The sequence below is a fragment of the Pseudomonas sp. UF-293 genome (assembly GCF_058245595.1).
In genome coordinates this window covers 459,370-476,476 of sequence record NZ_JBSICA010000001.1, presented here as the reverse complement: position 1 = coordinate 476,476, position 17,107 = coordinate 459,370, and the positions used below count along the sequence as shown (strand labels likewise).

General features: G+C 60.5%; 14 protein-coding genes. 5 read left to right on the top strand and 9 right to left on the bottom strand.

Features of this window, described 5'->3' with window-relative positions:
- Positions 1–2: 2 nt before the first annotated feature.
- The 3 genes from ssuE to AC4IHP_RS02210 form a co-directional block, all read right to left on the bottom strand.
- Entirely contained in the window at positions 3–596 is a 594-nt protein-coding gene (gene ssuE / locus AC4IHP_RS02220) for an NADPH-dependent FMN reductase (RefSeq protein WP_041476877.1), read from the bottom strand.
- A gap of 314 nt (positions 597–910) precedes the next feature.
- Positions 911–1,549: a peroxiredoxin gene (locus AC4IHP_RS02215; protein WP_490830773.1), complete on the bottom strand. Its 639-nt coding sequence runs from the start codon at positions 1,547–1,549 to the stop codon at positions 911–913.
- Between the two features lie 291 nt (positions 1,550–1,840).
- Entirely contained in the window at positions 1,841–3,184 is a 1,344-nt protein-coding gene (locus tag AC4IHP_RS02210; RefSeq protein WP_039757452.1) for an OprD family porin, read from the bottom strand.
- 367 nt (positions 3,185–3,551) lie between these two features.
- On the opposite strand from AC4IHP_RS02210, the gene tauA reads away from it, so the two are divergent.
- Positions 3,552–4,538 (top strand): taurine ABC transporter substrate-binding protein, encoded by a 987-nt coding sequence (gene tauA / locus AC4IHP_RS02205; RefSeq protein ID WP_490830772.1) that lies wholly within the window; start codon positions 3,552–3,554, stop codon positions 4,536–4,538.
- Positions 4,539–4,637: 99 nt separating this feature from the next.
- On the opposite strand, the gene argA is transcribed toward tauA, so the two are convergent.
- The gene (argA, locus tag AC4IHP_RS02200) at positions 4,638–5,939 is read right to left on the bottom strand and encodes an amino-acid N-acetyltransferase (RefSeq protein WP_490830771.1); all 1,302 of its coding nucleotides are present in this window, start codon (positions 5,937–5,939) and stop codon (positions 4,638–4,640) included.
- A gap of 273 nt (positions 5,940–6,212) precedes the next feature.
- Positions 6,213–7,370, bottom strand: coding sequence for an acetylornithine deacetylase (argE, locus tag AC4IHP_RS02195; RefSeq protein WP_490830770.1), 1,158 nt, complete (start codon positions 7,368–7,370; stop codon positions 6,213–6,215).
- A 156-nt stretch (positions 7,371–7,526) separates the two neighbouring features.
- Here argE and AC4IHP_RS02190 point away from each other — a divergent pair, with 156 nt between their 5' ends.
- A complete protein-coding gene (locus AC4IHP_RS02190) occupies positions 7,527–8,897 on the top strand; it encodes a CYTH domain-containing protein (protein ID WP_490830769.1) in 1,371 nt (456 codons plus the stop codon).
- An 89-nt stretch (positions 8,898–8,986) separates the two neighbouring features.
- Here AC4IHP_RS02190 and AC4IHP_RS02185 read toward each other — a convergent pair whose 3' ends face one another.
- Positions 8,987–9,451 carry an Lrp/AsnC family transcriptional regulator gene (locus AC4IHP_RS02185; RefSeq protein ID WP_024014730.1) on the bottom strand — a complete coding sequence of 155 codons (465 nt, stop codon included), beginning with the start codon at positions 9,449–9,451 and terminating at the stop codon, positions 8,987–8,989.
- A 125-nt stretch (positions 9,452–9,576) separates the two neighbouring features.
- Here AC4IHP_RS02185 and AC4IHP_RS02180 point away from each other — a divergent pair, with 125 nt between their 5' ends.
- From AC4IHP_RS02180 to AC4IHP_RS02170, 3 genes are all read left to right on the top strand, one after another.
- On the top strand, positions 9,577–9,915 hold the full coding sequence (locus AC4IHP_RS02180) for an ACT-like domain-containing protein (RefSeq protein ID WP_490830768.1): 339 nt from the start codon (positions 9,577–9,579) through the stop codon (positions 9,913–9,915).
- A gap of 92 nt (positions 9,916–10,007) precedes the next feature.
- Positions 10,008–11,792 carry a type IV pilus assembly ATPase TfpB gene (tfpB, locus tag AC4IHP_RS02175; RefSeq protein WP_490830767.1) on the top strand — a complete coding sequence of 595 codons (1,785 nt, stop codon included), beginning with the start codon at positions 10,008–10,010 and terminating at the stop codon, positions 11,790–11,792.
- A 66-nt stretch (positions 11,793–11,858) separates the two neighbouring features.
- Positions 11,859–12,179, top strand: coding sequence for a DUF2388 domain-containing protein (locus AC4IHP_RS02170; RefSeq protein ID WP_172667868.1), 321 nt, complete (start codon positions 11,859–11,861; stop codon positions 12,177–12,179).
- Between the two features lie 186 nt (positions 12,180–12,365).
- On the opposite strand, the gene gcvP is transcribed toward AC4IHP_RS02170, so the two are convergent.
- The 3 genes from gcvP to gcvT form a co-directional block, all read right to left on the bottom strand.
- Positions 12,366–15,239: an aminomethyl-transferring glycine dehydrogenase gene (gene gcvP, locus AC4IHP_RS02165; protein WP_490830766.1), complete on the bottom strand. Its 2,874-nt coding sequence runs from the start codon at positions 15,237–15,239 to the stop codon at positions 12,366–12,368.
- 235 nt (positions 15,240–15,474) lie between these two features.
- Positions 15,475–15,858, bottom strand: coding sequence for a glycine cleavage system protein GcvH (gene gcvH, locus AC4IHP_RS02160; protein WP_186630647.1), 384 nt, complete (start codon positions 15,856–15,858; stop codon positions 15,475–15,477).
- A 48-nt stretch (positions 15,859–15,906) separates the two neighbouring features.
- Positions 15,907–16,989 carry a glycine cleavage system aminomethyltransferase GcvT gene (gene gcvT, locus AC4IHP_RS02155; RefSeq protein WP_490830765.1) on the bottom strand — a complete coding sequence of 361 codons (1,083 nt, stop codon included), beginning with the start codon at positions 16,987–16,989 and terminating at the stop codon, positions 15,907–15,909.
- Between the last annotated feature and the right edge of the window lie 118 nt (positions 16,990–17,107).

The following is a 17,107-nucleotide window of genomic DNA, read 5'->3' as shown; positions in this document are numbered from 1 at the left end:
GGCTAAATGCTCCAGCGAGCACTCAACAAACGTTCGTTCAACAGGCCCGGCTCCAGTGGTTTCGGCCGGCGCGCCATGGCGCCGATGAACTGGTCCAGGGCCTCGTGCAAGCGCTGCTCCAAGGCCGGCGCCAACTGCGCGGCGGCACTGCCTTCGCCGTAAGCGATCTGGCTGTCCTCGGCAAAAATACCCTGGAGCATTTCCTGGGCCTTGAGTGCCGAGAGCACAGGCTTGAGGGCGTAATCGACCACCAGCATGTGGGCGATGCTGCCGCCGGTAGCCATCGGCAAGACGATCTTGTGGTTCAAGGCACGCTCCGGCAGCAGATCCAGCAGGGTCTTCAGCGCGCCGGAAAATGAAGCCTTGTACACCGGCGTGGCGATCAGCAGGCCATCGGCGTTTGCGATCTGTTGCAGCAGGTCGAGGACCTTCGGGCTGTCGAAGCGGGCGTGGAGCAGATCCTCGGCCGGGAAGTCCCGTACCTGATAACTCACCACTTCCACTCCTTGCTGTTGCAACCAGCGTTGCGAGCGCTCCAGCAGCACCCCGGAACGGGAGCGCAGGCTGGGGCTGCCACCAAGTGAGACGACCAGCATTGCAGATTCCTTCAAGCGTTACAGGCGATTCGCAGGCTGCGATCTCGCTCAATGGCAGTGACCTTACCAGCTGATTCATATATCCATAAATCATATTTATTCATTTGGTTATGCATTTAAGAGATATGCCGCTGAGCAGAATCCAGGCGAAAAAAAAGGCCGTCGAAACGGCCGAAATTCCCCTGCGTTGTGATTCCGGATTCTCAATTGCCTGGGCTGGCGCCTTCGCGAGCAGGCTCGCTCCCACAGGGGAAAGCATTGCAAATGTGGGAGCGAGCCTGCTCGCGAAAGCGGCGGTAGCTGCACCGCAAATCTTATTTATTCGGCTGCGGCGTCAGGCGCAGGTACGGTTTCACCGCCCGATAGCCCTTTGGAAAGCGCTGCTTGATCTCTTCCTCATCCTTGAGCGACGGCACGATCACCACCTCTTCACCGTCCTGCCAGTTGGCCGGGGTGGCCACCTTGTAGTTGTCGGTCAGTTGCAGCGAATCGATCACTCGCAAAATCTCGTGGAAGTTGCGCCCGGTGCTCGCCGGGTAGGTGATGGTCAGGCGGATCTTCTTGTTCGGATCGATAACGAACAGCGAACGCACGGTCAGGGTGTCATTGGCGTTCGGGTGGATCAGGTCGTAGAGATCGGAAACCTTGCGATCGGCATCGGCCAGGATCGGAAAGTTGACGACAGTGTTCTGGGTTTCGTTGATGTCTTCGATCCACTTGTGATGCGAGTCCACCGGATCGACCGACAGCGCGATGGTCTTGACGCCGCGCTGGCTGAATTCATCCTTGAGCTTGGCGGTGAAACCCAGCTCGGTGGTGCACACCGGAGTGAAATCCGCCGGATGGGAAAACAGCACACCCCAACTATCGCCCAGCCATTCGTGGAAACGAATCTTGCCGGCGCTGGAGTCCTGTTCGAAATCGGGGGCGATGTCGCCGAGTCTGAGGCTCATGGTGCTGCTCCTGATGAGGGATGGGAGACAACAACTGTAGCTCGGGATCAATCAGCGTGAAAAAGAATAAATAAATAGATATTTAGATGATTAAGGAATATTAAACATCTGTTCATTGGACACCGACCGGCATCGCGACGAACATCCAATACAAGGTTCGAGAAGGCCTTGAGTTGCAGCAAAGAGGGACATCGAGAAAGGCTTACGGGGGTGAGCCTGACTCGAAACGCAAAAGCCCCGTCCGGCGCGATGCCGGACGGGGCTTTTTTTGCTTCAGTTGCTCGTGTGCTATTACAGCAGCGGGATCGAGTAGCTGACGATCAGGCGGTTCTCGTCCTGCGAACGGGTGTTCGGCAGGTCGGTGCGCCATACAGCGTTTTTCCACATCAGGCCGACGTTCTTGAACGGGCCTTCCGGTACTACGTAACCAATGGTGAAGTCGCGTTCCCACTCGGAGCGGTTCGAGGCGCTCTCGCGACCGTTGGTGCCCACGGTGTCGATGCTGTCACCTTTCAGGTAAACCACACCGGCGGTCAGGCCAGGTACGCCGACCTTGGCGAAGTCATAGGAGTAGCGAGCCTGCCAGGTTTTCTCACCGGCACGACCGAACTTCTGGATCTGCATGTCGGTGATGGTGTAGTTCGACGAACCGTCACCCTGGTTCAGCCAAGGGAAGTCGCTGCTGCCGTTGGAAACCTGGTAACCGCCACCAAAGGTGTGACCGGCAACGGTGTACAGGAACAGACCGCTGTACAGGTTGTTGTCGACTTCACCACGGCCGTTACGGAAACCGGTGTAGTTACCCGAGCTGTAGTACGCCGAGTCAGTGCCGTTCTTGCCATCATCGGAGCTGTTGAAATAGCGCAGGTCAGACTTCAACACACCCGGGCCGATCGACCAGTTGTGTACCAGACCGAGGAAGTGCTGCTTGTAGAAGTCTTCCAGGTTGCCGTAGTAGTACTGGGCAGTAAGGTCTTTGGTGATCTTGTAGTCACCACCAGCGTAGATGAACTTGTTGCTGTCCCGGAAAGCGGTGCCACGGGTGTTGGCGCCACCGATCGAGAGGTTTTCGTTGTTGCTGGAGTTACGGCCTTTAACCGCTTCGATCTGACCGCCGACCAGGGTCAGGTCCTTGATCTCGCCGGATGTGATCTGGCCGCCCTGCCAGGTTTGTGGCAGCAGACGACCGTCGTTGGTCACGATTACCGGCAGTTTTGGCTGCAGGGTACCAAGCTTCAATTCAGTCTGGGAGATCTTGGCTTTGGCTGTCAGACCCAGGCTGGAAAAGTTGTCCACAGCTTTACCATTGGACTCGCTCGGGAACACGGTGCCGCCGTAAGCGGTGCCGCTGTTGCCGTTGGTACCGCCACCCGAATCCAGGCGAATGCCCAGCAGGCCGATGGCGTCGAGACCGAAACCGACGGTGCCTTGGGTGTAACCGGAGATGAAACGCAGATCGAAGCCTTGGCCCCACTCTTCGTTTTTGTTGGCGCCAGCACCGTCACGGTTGTCAGTGTTGATATAGAAGTTACGCAGACCCAGAGTAGCCTTGCTGTCTTCGATGAAACCGGCGGCGCCTGCCTGCTGCGCCATAACCCCAACGGCCACAGCCAGGGCCAAGGTGGACTTGTTCATGTATCGCTCCTCTCGTTCTAATTCTTGTGTTCCTGGTTCGGGGTCGATTTGCCCTGAATCCTAAGATTCGCGATTAGCGCCAGACCGTGACTGCCAAGTCAATCGTAACCTTGTATGTCTACGACCATCGTCTAATCGCGAGTGATTTGGTCCCTGCAGGGTAAAGACTTCCTGATAAACCCAAAAAGAATTTATTCGCTCTTTTTCATGCCATTCAGGCATATGGCCCATTAATGGCCATTCGCGCCGGGAAACAGCGTATCGGCGCCTAAGCTCATTCCTAAATGGTATTTGTTGACCTTTTTTTAGATCGATTAGCTTTGCCGTATTCCCAACACGGCAAATCCCATCGAAAAGGCGACGCATCATGGCGAAACGCGCACTATCTAGTCAATTTGTTACAGTTTGTGTGTCGGCACTGTTTTCTTTTTCCGCACAGGCCGCCGGTCTGACTGTGGGCTATCAAACCGGCATTGATCCAAGCAAAGTGCCGCAGGCCGACGGCGTCTATGAAAAAACCATTGGCGAGAAGATCGACTGGCGCCGGTTCAACAGCGGCCCGGAAGTAGTGACAGCCATTGCTTCCGGCGACGTGCAGATCGGCAACCTCGGCTCGAGCCCACTGGCTGCGGCAGCCTCACGTAATCTGCCAATTGTCGCGTTCATCGTCTCCGCGCAGATCAATGCCGCCGAAGCCTTGGTGGTGCGCAACGGCAGCGGCATCGACAAGCCACAGGACCTGATCGGCAAAACCATCGCCACACCGTTCGTATCGACCTCGCACTACAGTCTGCTCGGCGCACTGCAGCACTGGGGCCTGAATACTTCGCAAGTCAAAGTGGTCAATCTGCAACCGGCGGAAATCGCTGCAGCGTGGAAGCGTGGCGACATTGATGGCGCTTTCGTCTGGTCGCCGGCGCTGGGCGAGATCCGCAAGACCGGCAAGACCCTGACCGACGCCGCCCAGGTCGGCCAGTGGGGTGCGCCGACCTTCGAGGTGTGGGTGACGCGCAAGGATTTTGCTGAGAAGCATCCCGAGGTCGTGGCGAAATTCGCCAAGGTCACCCTGGACTCGTTCGCTGACTACGCCGCGCACAAAGACAGCTGGACGGCCGACTCGGTGCCTGTGCAGAAAATCGCCAAACTGACCGGTGCCAACGCGGCGGATGTGCCGGAACTGCTGGCCGGTTCGGCATTCCCCGACGCGAAGACGCAGCAAACCACGGCGCTGCTGGACGGCGGCACCGCAAAGGCAATTGCGCAAACGGCGAAATTCTTGAAGGAACAGGGCAAGGTCGAGACGGTGCTGCCGGACTATTCGCCGTACGTCAGCGCGAAATTCATCACTCAGTAAAAAGCTTCGCGAGCATTCTCGCTCCCACACTGGAATGCGCTTTCCTGTGGGAGCGACGGTGCGACGATTCGACCTGCTCGCGAATGGAGCGACACGGTTTTACAGAGTTTTTTCGAAAATCTTCGAATTACGCTGATAGTTGTACAGCGACGCCCGCGCCGCTGGCAGGCGTTCTACGCTGCTTGGCTCGAAACCGCGCTCGCGGAACCAGTGCGCGGTGCGCGTGGTGAGTACGAACAGGGTTTTCAGACCCTGCGCCCTTGCCCGGGTTTCGATGCGCTCGAGCAATTCGTCGCCGCGTCCGCCATGGCGATACTCCGGATTCACCGCCAGGCACGCCAGTTCGCCGGCATCGGAATCGGCAATCTGATACAGCGCCGCACAGGCGATGATCATGCCTTCCCGTTCAACCACGCTGAACTGCTCGATCTCGCGCTCCAGCACTTCCCGCGAGCGGCGCACCAGAATGCCCTGCTCTTCCAGCGGACTGATCAGATCGAGCAGGCCGCCGACGTCTTCAATCGCCGCCTCGCGCACCAGTTCGAATTGTTCTTGCGCCACCAGCGTACCGCCACCGTCACGGGTGAACAGTTCGGTCAGCAGGGCGCCGTCTTCGGCATAACTGACGATATGGCTGCGCGCCACGCCGCCACGGCAGGCTTCGGCGGCGGCATCGAGCAACTCCGCTTGATAGTTGCTCATGCCGAGGCGCTGCAAATGGGCCGGCACTTGTTGCGGGCGCAGTTCGCGCACCAGTTTGCCGTTCTCGTCGATCAGGCCGAGCTCGGCGCCGAACAACAGCAGCTTGTCCGCGCCCAGGTCGATCGCGGCGCGGGTGGCGACGTCTTCGCAGGCGAGGTTGAAGATCTCGCCGGTCGGCGAATAGCCCAACGGCGACAGCAACACGATCGAGCGCTCATCGAGCAGGCGATTGATGCCTTTGCGGTCGACCCGACGTACTTCTCCGGTGTGGTGATAGTCAACACCTTCCAGCACGCCAATCGGCCGCGCGGTGACGAGATTGCCGCTGGCCACGCGCAGACGCGAGCCCTGCATCGGCGACGAGGCCATGTCCATCGACAGCCGCGCTTCGATGGCAATGCGCAACTGGCCGACCGCATCAATCACACATTCCAGGGTCGCGGCATCGGTGATGCGCATGCCGTGGTGGTAATGCGGGGTCAGGCCACGGGCGGCAAGGCGGGTTTCGATCTGCGGGCGCGAGCCGTGCACCAGCACCAGACGCACGCCAAGGCTGTGCAGCAGAACGATGTCGTGAACGATGTTGCCGAAATTCGGATGGTCCACGCCGTCGCCGGGCAGCATGACGACGAAGGTGCAATCGCGGTGGGCATTGATGTACGGGGACGCGTGACGAAGCCAATTGACGTATTCGGGCATGAACCTGGGCCTGTAATAAATAGCAGCCGGAAAAGGGGCGAAACGAAAAACGCACAGCGGGCTGATGGTTATCGTCGGAACAGGCTTGGCGACACGCGCGCTCTCCTCATGAATACGGGTTGGAATGCTGGCAATTTACAGCGTTTGATCAGGCAACACATAGATCCCTCGTGAGAGCGGGCTTGCTCGCGAAGGCGGCGTATCCGTAGACATCTATGTGTCTGACGCACCGCCTTCGCGAGCAAGCCCGCTCCCACATGGACAGTGTTCAATTCATAGAACTTTGTCCGGGCTCAGGCAGTAATGTTCAATCAGTTGCCGTAATAGATGCACGGTAGGCTGCAAACGTGACATTTCAAGGTACTCGCCAGGCTGATGCGCGCAGGCAATGTCGCCGGGGCCGAGGACGATGGTTTCGCAGCCGAGGCGCTGAAGATAAGGCGCTTCGGTGCCGAACGCTACTGCTTCGGCGCGATGGCCGGTGAGCTTTTCGGCGATGCGCACCAGTTCGGCATCCTCGGCCTGCTCGAACGGCGGCACTTCCGGGAACAGCGGTTTGTAATCGATTTTCACCTTATGCCGCTCGGCCACCGGGTTGAGCTTGCGCAGGATTTCCGCGCGCAGCAGGTTCGGGTCCATGCCCGGCAGCGGCCGCAGGTCGAATTCCAGCGAACACTGGCCGCAGATGCGATTGGGGTTGTCGCCACCATGAATGCAGCCGAAGTTCATGGTCGGTTGCGGCACGCTGAACTGTGGATTGCTGAATTCGCGCTGCCACAACAGGCGCAGGCCGCGCAGTTCGCCGATGGCATCGTGCATCGCTTCAAGGGCGCTGTGGCCCAGGCGCGGATCAGACGAGTGGCCGCTTTGGCCGAGGATGTCGATGCGCTCCATCATGATGCCTTTGTGCATGCGGATCGGCTTGAGCCCGGTCGGCTCGCCGATCACCGCCGCGCGGCCCAACGGTTGCCCGGCCTCGGCCAGCGCGCGGGCGCCGGACATCGAGCTTTCTTCGTCGCAGGTGGCGAGGATCAACAGCGGTTGTCTGAACGGCTGATCGAGCAGCGGCTGCACGGCTTCGATGATCAGCGCGAAGAAGCCCTTCATGTCGCAGCTGCCCAGACCGACCCAGCGGCCATCGACTTCGGTGAGCTTCAGCGGATCGGTCTGCCACAACGCGTCGTCGTAGGGCACGGTGTCGCTGTGCCCGGCCAGCACCAGGCCGCCGGGGCCACTGCCGAAACTGGCGAGCAGATTGAATTTGCCGGGGCTGACCTGCTGGATATCGCAGCTGAAACCCAGGTCACCGAGCCAGCCAGCGAGCAGATCGATGACGGCGTGGTTGGACTGGTCCAGGTTCGGTTGGGTACAGCTGACCGATGGCGCGGCAATCAGCGCGGCGAACTGGTCTTGCATGGACGGCAATGGCATCACTGACTCCAGGTCCCGGATTGAGGCCCACTATAGAACCATCCGGCGCGCGGAATAAACCGCCGCAGGGCGTAGGAAGTTTGACTCCTGTACACTGCACGGCCTTGGCAGCCACACATTCCCCCGGCTGCGCTCCCGATTCTGGATGTTCCGGCCATGCAAAAAGAAACTGAAATCAAACTCCGCGTCAGCCGCGAAACCCTCGCTGCCCTGCGCGAGCACCCGCTGCTGAAGAAACGCAACAAAAGTGGCTGGGAACGCCGTGAGTTGATGAACCAGTATTTCGACACCCCCGAGCGCGACCTCGCCCAGGCCAAAGTCGCCCTGCGCCTGCGCAAGGATGGTGACGAAGTGATTCAAACCCTCAAGACCCGTGGCCAGAGCGTCGCCGGTCTGTCCGAGCGTAACGAATACGACTGGAAACTGCCGAAAGCCAAGCTCGATGTGAAGAAACTCGACGGCGAATGCTGGCCCGAGGCGCTGGCCGAGCTGGACAAGAAAACCCTCAAGCCGATCTTCACCACCGATTTCGTCCGCGAGCGCGCCGAAATCGCCTGGGGCCGTGGCAAGACCAAAGTGGTCATCGAAGCCGCGCTGGATCTCGGTCACGTGGTGGTCGGCAAGCAGAAGGAAGAAATCTGCGAGCTGGAACTGGAGCTGCGCGAAGGCGAGCCTGCCGCGCTGCTGGAACTGGCTGCCGAACTGGCCGAAACCCTGGCACTGATGCCGTGCGATATCAGCAAGGCCGAGCGCGGTTATCGCCTGCACGACGCCAACAGCTACTCGCTGAGCCTGCCGGCGCCGCAACTCACTACAGAAACCCGCCTTGACGACGCCTTCGCCGCGCTGAGCTGGCATCTGCTCGGCAGCAGCCAGCGACTGGCCGAGCAATATCGCTTCAACGGCCACTGGCGCCTGCTGCAGGATTGGGTCGAGAACCTCGCGGAAATGCGCGCCCTGCTCAGCAGCCTCGGCCAGGCCGCGCCGCGTCAGTCGACCCACGATTTGCGCGTGGCCCTCGATGCCTTGCTGGAAGACTGGCGTCCGCTGGTACAGGTCGGTATCGAAGATGAAGACGTGCGCAAGGCCGCGCCGGAGCAGTTCCTCGAAGAACTGGAAGACCCGCGCTGGGGCCAGTTCTCGCTGAACGCTTCCCGCTGGCTGCTGGCACGCACCTGGACCGCCGACCGCAACACTCGCGGTAATCGTCAGGGTGACGCGCAACTGCACAGCTGGCTGCCGCGTCTGTTGGGTGAAGAAGCCACCGCTCTGCAGCTGCAGCGCTATCAGCAGCAGCCGGAAGACCTCGCCGAGCAACTGCCGCGTATCGAGCGCATCCAGGTCTGGTTGCACCATGCACGCAACGTGCTGGACATCCCGGAAATGGATCGCCTGTATGGTGAGCTGAACAAACTGGCGCAACTGGCCAACGAGCCGACCATCACCGACGAACTGCTCGATGCGCGCAAGCATCAAGCGATTGCGGTGTACCAGAACCGCGCCTGGAAAATGCTCCTGCGCATGTAATACCGCTTTCGCGAGCAGGCTCGCTCCCACATTGGAATGCAATCCCCTGTGGGAGCGAGCCTGCTCGCGAAGAGGCCAGCTGCCTTACCTCAAACCGGCAGGCTGGTGGTGGACTTGATCTCCGACAGCGCCACAATCGAATTCACTTCCTGAATCCCCGGCACCAGCGACAGTTTCTCGAAGAAGAACCGCTCGTACGCCTCGATGTCCGCCGCGACAATGCGCAGCATGAAATCCACCGCACCCATCAGCACATAACACTCCAGCACTTCCGGAAAGCCGCGAATCGCCTCGGTGAATTCAGTGAAGTTCGAACGCCCATGAGCGTTGAGTTTGATCTCGGCAAAGATCTGCGTGTTCAAGCCGATCTTCTTGCGATCCAGCAAGGTCACCTGGCCGCGAATGATGCCCTCCTCCTTCATCCGCTGAATCCGCCGCCAGCACGGCGATTGCGACAGGCCGACCTGTTCGGCGATCTGCGCGCTCGACAGCGAAGCGTCTTCCTGGAGCAAGGCAAGGATCTTGCGGTCGTAAGCATCAAGTTCGCTGTGCATAAAAAATCCTTAAAGATCAGCTTTCACGAATCAATTCTTTCGATAAATCTGTACAGGCGCCGATCATAGCCAAGAAATACCCCGCACCGAATGTAAAAATTTCTCCACTGATCTGGAGATTTGCCATGCCGCATCTTGAAGCCGTGAACAGCGCGCCTGCCCGCGCCGATGTCTGGAACGTCAACAACGCTCACTGCCTGGCGCAGTACCGAATCCTTGCCGAGGCCGAGCCGGACCTGCTGGTGCGCGTGCTGAATCTGTTCGCCTTGCAGTTTCTGACCCCCGAGCAGGTCAACGTCCACCGCCAGGACGATCTGCTGTCGATCGATCTGCTCATGAGCGGCCTGAGCTGGCATCGCGCGCAAGTGATCGCGGAAAAACTGCGCAACCTGATCAGCGTCTGCGCGGTGGAGCTGCACAACGCCGACGCGGCGTGGCAGGCGCCCGCCCAGGCTGCCGGCTGACAAATCCGGCAACGGCTTCGTCGGGTAGTGGCCCAACGGTCAGCAGAGCCACGACTATCCTTTTGCGCATGACGCTTAAAAAGGAAAGCCGCATGTCCGTTCAATTTGTCACTCAGGACCGCTGGCTCGACCTCAACGATGTGTTGCGAGAATTGGTCGCCCAAGGCTTCATCTGCCAGGACGCGGCGGAACAGGCGCTCAATGCCCGCCGTCGCCATGCTGCTCACGGGCAGATGCATCCGCTGGAATTCATCGCCAGCCAGCAACTCGACGACCTCAGCCGTCCGGGCAAACATCTGGATCTGGAAAGCCTGACCCTATGGCTGGCGCAGCAGGCCGGCCAGCCGTATTTGCGCATCGATCCGCTGAAAATCAATGTTGCGGCGATCACACCGCTGATGTCCTACGCCTTCGCGCAACGGCACAAGATTCTCGCCGTCGCCGTGGACCGCGACTCGGTCACCGTGGCCAGCGCGCAGCCTTACGTCAGCGGTTGGGAAGCCGATCTGACCCACGTATTGAAGCTGCCGATCAAACGCGTTGTGGCCAATCCGGTGGACATCCAGCGCTTCAGCGTCGAATTCTTTCGTCTGGCCAAATCGGTCAGCGGCGCCAGCAACGCCGACGCCCAGGGCGGCAACCTCGGCAATTTCGAACAACTGCTCAACCTTGGCGCCAGCGATCAGGAGCCGGACGCCAACGACGCGCACATCGTCAACATCGTCGACTGGCTGTTCCAGTACGCCTTCCAGCAGCGCGCCAGCGATATCCACATCGAACCGCGCCGCGAGCATGGCACCGTGCGCTTTCGCATCGATGGTGTGCTGCACAACGTCTATCAATTTCCGCCGCAAGTGACCATGGCGATCGTCAGTCGCCTGAAAAGCCTCGGTCGCATGAACGTCGCGGAAAAGCGCAAACCCCAGGATGGCCGGGTCAAGACCAAGACCCCGGACGGCGGCGAAGTGGAGCTGCGGCTGTCGACCTTGCCGACGGCGTTCGGCGAAAAGATGGTCATGCGGATTTTCGACCCGGAAGTGCTGCTGAAGAATTTTGACCAGTTGGGTTTCAGCGCCGACGATTTGCGCCGCTGGCAGGACATGACCCGGCAACCCAACGGCATCATCCTGGTCACCGGGCCGACCGGTTCGGGCAAGACCACCACCCTGTACACCACGCTGAAAAAACTGGCGACGCCGGAGGTCAATCTCTGCACCATTGAAGACCCGATCGAAATGGTCGAGCCGGCCTTCAACCAGATGCAGGTGCAGCACAACATCGAGCTGACCTTCGCTGCCGGGGTCCGCGCGCTGATGCGGCAAGACCCGGACATCATCATGATCGGCGAGATCCGCGACCTTGAAACTGCCGAAATGGCGATTCAGGCCGCGCTCACCGGGCACTTGGTTCTGTCGACGCTGCACACCAACGATGCGCCAAGCGCGATCAGCCGTCTGCTTGAGCTTGGCGTGCCGCATTACCTGATCAAGGCCACCGTGCTTGGGGTCATGGCCCAGCGTCTGGTGCGCACGTTATGCCCGCACTGCAAGGCACCGTTGACGCTCGATGAAGAAGACTGGCAAACCCTGACCCGGCCCTGGCAGGCGTCGCTGCCGAGCAATGCGCAACGGGCGATCGGCTGCCTGGAATGCCGCGACACCGGCTATCGCGGCCGCGCCGGGGTCTACGAAATCATGCAGCTGAGCGACAGCCTCAAAGCACTGATCACCCCGGATACCGACCTCACCGCGATTCGCCGCCAGGCCTTCAAGGAAGGCATGCGCAGCCTGCGCCTGTCCGGTGCGCAGAAAGTCGCCGCAGGGTTGACCACCGTGGAAGAAGTGCTGCGGGTGACGCCACAAAGTGAGTTGAAATAAGTCGGCACGGAACTGGATCGGGGAATCGCCTATCCAACGCCGTAGTCAATCCCCAGGAGTCACCTCATCATGCGTCTCAAACTCGCTGTCGCCACCTTGGCCCTGCTGTCGCTTCCCGTTGGTTCGGCCATGGCGGACAGCTTTTGGCGTAACGTCATTTCCTCCGGTGCCACCACCGGATCGACCTACCTGACGTTCAAGGATCACAAGCTGATCGTCGCCGCCCAGGACGACGCCGGCAGCTTCGTCGCCAGCGACGGCGGCATCCGTGGCCCGTACCTGGAAGCGGCGATGCAGAAAGTCCGCGCCGACAACCCGGGCCTGCAGGCTTCGGACATGGAACTGGCGAACGCGATCCTGGCGAAGAACGCCGTGGCTTCCGAGTAAGCCTCGCGCCATGAAAAATGCCGCTCGATCGAGCGGCATTTTTTTGCCCGGATTACCGCCTCACCACCATGCCTTGTGGGAGCGAGCCTGCTCGCGAAAGCGGTGAGCCAGTCACTGAAAATGCTGGCTGGACGATTGCTTTCGCAAGCAGGCTCGCTCACACAGGGACGGTGGTGGATTTAGAGATCAGCGGTAATCATCGACCGGTACACAGGCGCAATACAGATTGCGATCGCCGTAAACGTTATCCACCCGATTCACCGCCGGCCAATATTTGTGCAAGCGCGTGTGCGCATCCGGGGTGATGGCCTGTTCGATGCTGTAGGGCCGTTCCCAGATTCCGGTGACATCGGCCAAGGTATGCGGCGCGCGCTTCAGCGGGTTGTCTTCGCCCGGCCAGTTGCCCTTCTGCACTTCATTGATCTCGGCGCGAATGCTCAGCATCGCCGCGATGAAGCGGTCGAGCTCTGCCTTGGATTCGCTCTCGGTCGGCTCGACCATCAACGTACCGGGCACCGGGAAGGACATGGTCGGCGCGTGGAACCCGTAATCCATCAGCCGCTTGGCAACGTCTTCCTCGCTGATGCCGGTCTGCGCCTTCAGTGGGCGCAGATCAAGAATGCATTCATGGGCCACGCGGCCATTGCGCCCGGTGTAGAGCACCGGGAACGCGCCGGATAGATGTTGCGCCAGATAATTCGCCGCCAGAATCGCCACCTCGCTAGCGTCCGCCAGTTGGGGGCCCATCATGGCGATATACATCCAGCTGATCGGCAAAATGCTCGCGCTGCCCCAGGGTGCTGCGCTGACCGCGCCGTTCTGCGCCAGCGGCCCGTCGATCGGCACCACTGGGTGGTTGGCCACAAACGGCGCCAGATGCGCGCGAACGCCGATCGGGCCCATACCCGGCCCGCCGCCGCCATGGGGAATGCAGAAGGTCTTGTGCAGATTCATGTGCGACACGTCGGCGCCGATGTCCGCCGGTCTGGCCAGGCCGACCTGGGCATTGAGGTTGGCGCCATCCATATACACCTGGCCGCCATGCTGGTGAATCACTGCGCAGATTTCGCTGATGCCTTCCTCGTAAACCCCGTGGGTCGACGGATAGGTCGCCATCAGGCACGACAACTTGTTCCCGGCCTCGGCGGCTTTCAGCTTCAAATCATCCAGATCGACGTTGCCCGCCTCATCGCATTCGACAATCACCACACGCATCCCGGCCATCTGCGCCGAGGCCGGATTGGTGCCGTGGGCCGACGACGGAATCAGACAGATATCCCGCGCGCCCTCGCGCCGACTCTCGTGATATTTGCGAATAGCCAAAAGCCCGGCGTACTCGCCCTGCGCGCCGGAGTTGGGCTGCATGCAGATCGCATCGAAACCGGTAATCGCGCAGAGCCAACGCTCAAGCTCCTCGATCATCAGCGTGTAACCAACGGCCTGCTCACTCGGCACGAACGGATGCAGATGGGCGAACTGCGGCCAGGTGATCGGGATCATCTCGCTGGTGGCGTTGAGTTTCATCGTGCACGAGCCCAGCGGGATCATCGACTGGTTGAGCGCCAGATCCTTGTTTTCCAGCTGTTTGAGATAACGCAGCATCTCGGTTTCGCTGTGATGGGCGTTGAACACCGGATGTTGCAGGTACGGCGTACTGCGCTGGAGTTCGTGAGCAATTCCCGAGGCGATGTCCTGCGCATCAAGCGCATCAACGCTCAGGCCGTGATCGGCGCCGAGCAGCACATCGAACAGTTTGGCCACGGTGTGCTCATCACAACCCTCGTCCAGACTCAGCCCGACGCGGCCGCGACCAAGAATGCGCAGGTTGATCTGCGCTGCCTGAGCGCTTTCGATGATTGCGGTTTGTGCGCCGCCGACCTCCAGGGTCAGGGTGTCGAAGAACTGCTTGTTGAGCCGCTTGATGCCGTTGCGCTCAAGGCCCGCCGCGAGGATGCAGGTCAGGCGATGCACGCGCTGGGCGATACGCTTCAAACCCTCGGGGCCGTGATACACCGCGTAGCAACTGGCGATATTGGCCAGCAGCACCTGCGCTGTGCAGATGTTCGAATTGGCTTTCTCGCGGCGAATGTGTTGCTCGCGGGTTTGCAGAGCCATGCGCAGCGCGACGTTGCCGCGAGCATCTTTCGACACACCGATGATCCGCCCCGGAATCGCCCGTTTGTATTCCTCGCGGCTGGCGAAGAACGCCGCGTGCGGCCCGCCATAACCCATCGGCACACCGAAGCGCTGGGACGAACCGAACACCACATCGGCACCCAACTCACCCGGCGGCGTCAGCAACAGCAGGCTGAGCAAATCGGTGGCGACACAGGCCAGGGCCTGTTGCGCGTGCAGGTGATTGATCAAGGGTTTGAGGTCGCGGATTTCGCCGTGAGTGTCGGGATATTGCAGCAGCGCACCGAACACCTCGTGCTGCGCCAGATTATCCACCGCGTCGATGATCAGCTCGAAGCCGAAGCCTTCGGCGCGAGTCTGCACCACGGAGAGGGTTTGCGGATGGCAGTTTTCATCCACAAAGAACAGATTGCTCTTCGACTTCGCCACGCGCTTGGCCAAAGCCATGGCTTCGGCCGCTGCGGTAGCCTCATCGAGCAACGAGGCGTTGGCCAGTTCCAGACCGGTAAGGTCGATGGTCAGTTGCTGAAAATTCAGCAGCGCTTCGAGCCGGCCCTGGGCGATTTCTGGTTGGTATGGGGTGTACGCAGTGTACCAGCCGGGATTTTCCAGGACGTTGCGCAAAATGACGGTTGGCGTGACGGTGCCGTGGTAGCCCATGCCGATCAGGCTGGTGAATAGCTGATTCTGCTCGGCATAACCGCGCAGCTTCGCCAGCGCAGCCTGTTCGTCGAGGGCCGGCGGCAAATCCAGTGCGCGATTGAAGCGAATGCCCGGTGGCACAGTCTGCTCGATCAGCTCGGCGCGACTGCCCAGGCCGAGGCTGTCGAGCATCGCCTGCCGCTCGGCGGCATCCGGGCCGAGGTGGCGGCGCATAAAGGCTTCGGAATCGCGTAACTGGCTCAGGGACGGCGACTGGGACATGACGGGCTCTCCTGGCTGGCGCTTGGCGTCAATGACACGGTCAAACCAGCATAGCAGGCGAATTTTCAAGATCACGCCGTCCCTGTGGGAGCGAGCCCGCTCGCGAAAGCGGTGTTTCAGACACATTGGTATCGACTGATATGGCGCTTTCGCGAGCAGGCTCGCTCCCACAAAGGGATATTCGTCGCCCATAAAAAAACCCCGACGAATCGGGGCTTCGGGTTTGGCCGGCAATTTACTCGCCGATTGCAGCCTTGTACGCGCCAGCATCCAGCAGCTTGTCCAGCTCGGCCTTGTCGCTTGGCTTGAGCTTGAAGATCCACGCGCCGTACGGGTCGGAGTTCAGCAGCTCGGGCGAGCCGCCCAGCTCTTCGTTGATCGCGATGACTTCACCGCTGACCGGGGCGTAGATGTCGGAGGCGGCTTTCACCGACTCGACCACGCCGGATTGATCACCGGCGGCGAACACCTTGCCGACTTCGGTCAACTCGACGAACACCACGTCGCCCAGCGCTTCCTGCGCGTGATCGCTGATGCCCACGGTGACGGTGCCGTCGGCTTCCAGACGCGCCCATTCATGACTTTCGGCAAAACGCAGTTCGGCAGGGATATCGCTCATCTTCGGTGTCCTCGAGAAATTGTCAGCGGTCGTGCCCGCCAAAAAAGGTTAGATCAAAGTTTTGCCATGGCGGACGAAGGTCGGTTTGACCACCCGTACCGGGTACCACTTGCCACGGATTTCCACTTCGGCGCGGTCGGCGGTTGCCATCGGTACACGCGCCAGGGCAATCGATTTGCTCAGCGTAGGAGAGAAACTACCACTGGTGATCTCCCCTTCGCCAACATCGGCGATGCGCACCACCTGGTGAGCGCGCAAAACCCCGCGTTCTTCCAGCACCAGACCGACCAGTTTGTGCGCCACGCCGGCGGTTTTTTCCGCCTCCAGCGCCGCGCGGCCGATGAACTGCCGCGAGGCCGGCTCCCAGGCGATGCTCCAGGCCATGTTCGAGGCCAGCGGTGAAACGTCCTGATGAATGTCCTGACCGTACAGGTTCATTCCGGCCTCGACACGCAAGGTGTCGCGAGCGCCAAGGCCGATCGGCGAAATACCGGCACCGACCAGATCGTTGAAGAAACCCGGCGCCTGATTGGCGGGCAGGCAGATTTCCAGGCCATCCTCGCCGGTGTAACCGGTACGCGCGATGAACCAGTCGCCGTCGATGGCGCCTTCGAAAGGTTTGAGTTGCTGGATCAGCGTGGCGCGCGACTGGGTGACCAGTTCGGCAATCTTGTGCCGCGCCTGCGGTCCCTGAATGGCGAGCATCGCCAGCTCGCAGCGCTCGTGCAATTGCACGTCGTAGGCGCCGAGCTGGGCGTTCATCCAGGCCAGATCCTGATCGCGGGTCGAGGCGTTGAACACCAGCCGGTAAGCGTCGTCGAGGCGGTAGACGATCATGTCGTCGACGATGCCACCGCGCTCATTGAGCATGGTGCTGTACAACGCCCGGCCCGGGCGGTGCAGACGTTCGACGTCGTTGGCCAGCAAATGCTGAAGCCAGGCCTTGGCCTGGGCGCCGGTGACATCGATCACGGTCATATGGGAAACATCGAACACCCCGCAATCGCGGCGCACTTCGTGGTGCTCCTCGACCTGCGAGCCGTAATGCAGTGGCATGTCCCAACCGCCAAAATCGACCATCTTCGCGCCAAGCGCGAGGTGCAGGTCATACAGAGGCGTACGCTGTCCCATGGGTTTCTCCTTCCGGGCGTGGCGAGGGTGCGGACCGCCGCTATACGGCTGAAAGCCTTGATAAGTAAGGCTTGCAGCCGATTCCAGCGCACGGGTCTGTCAGACGAACCGCACCGAA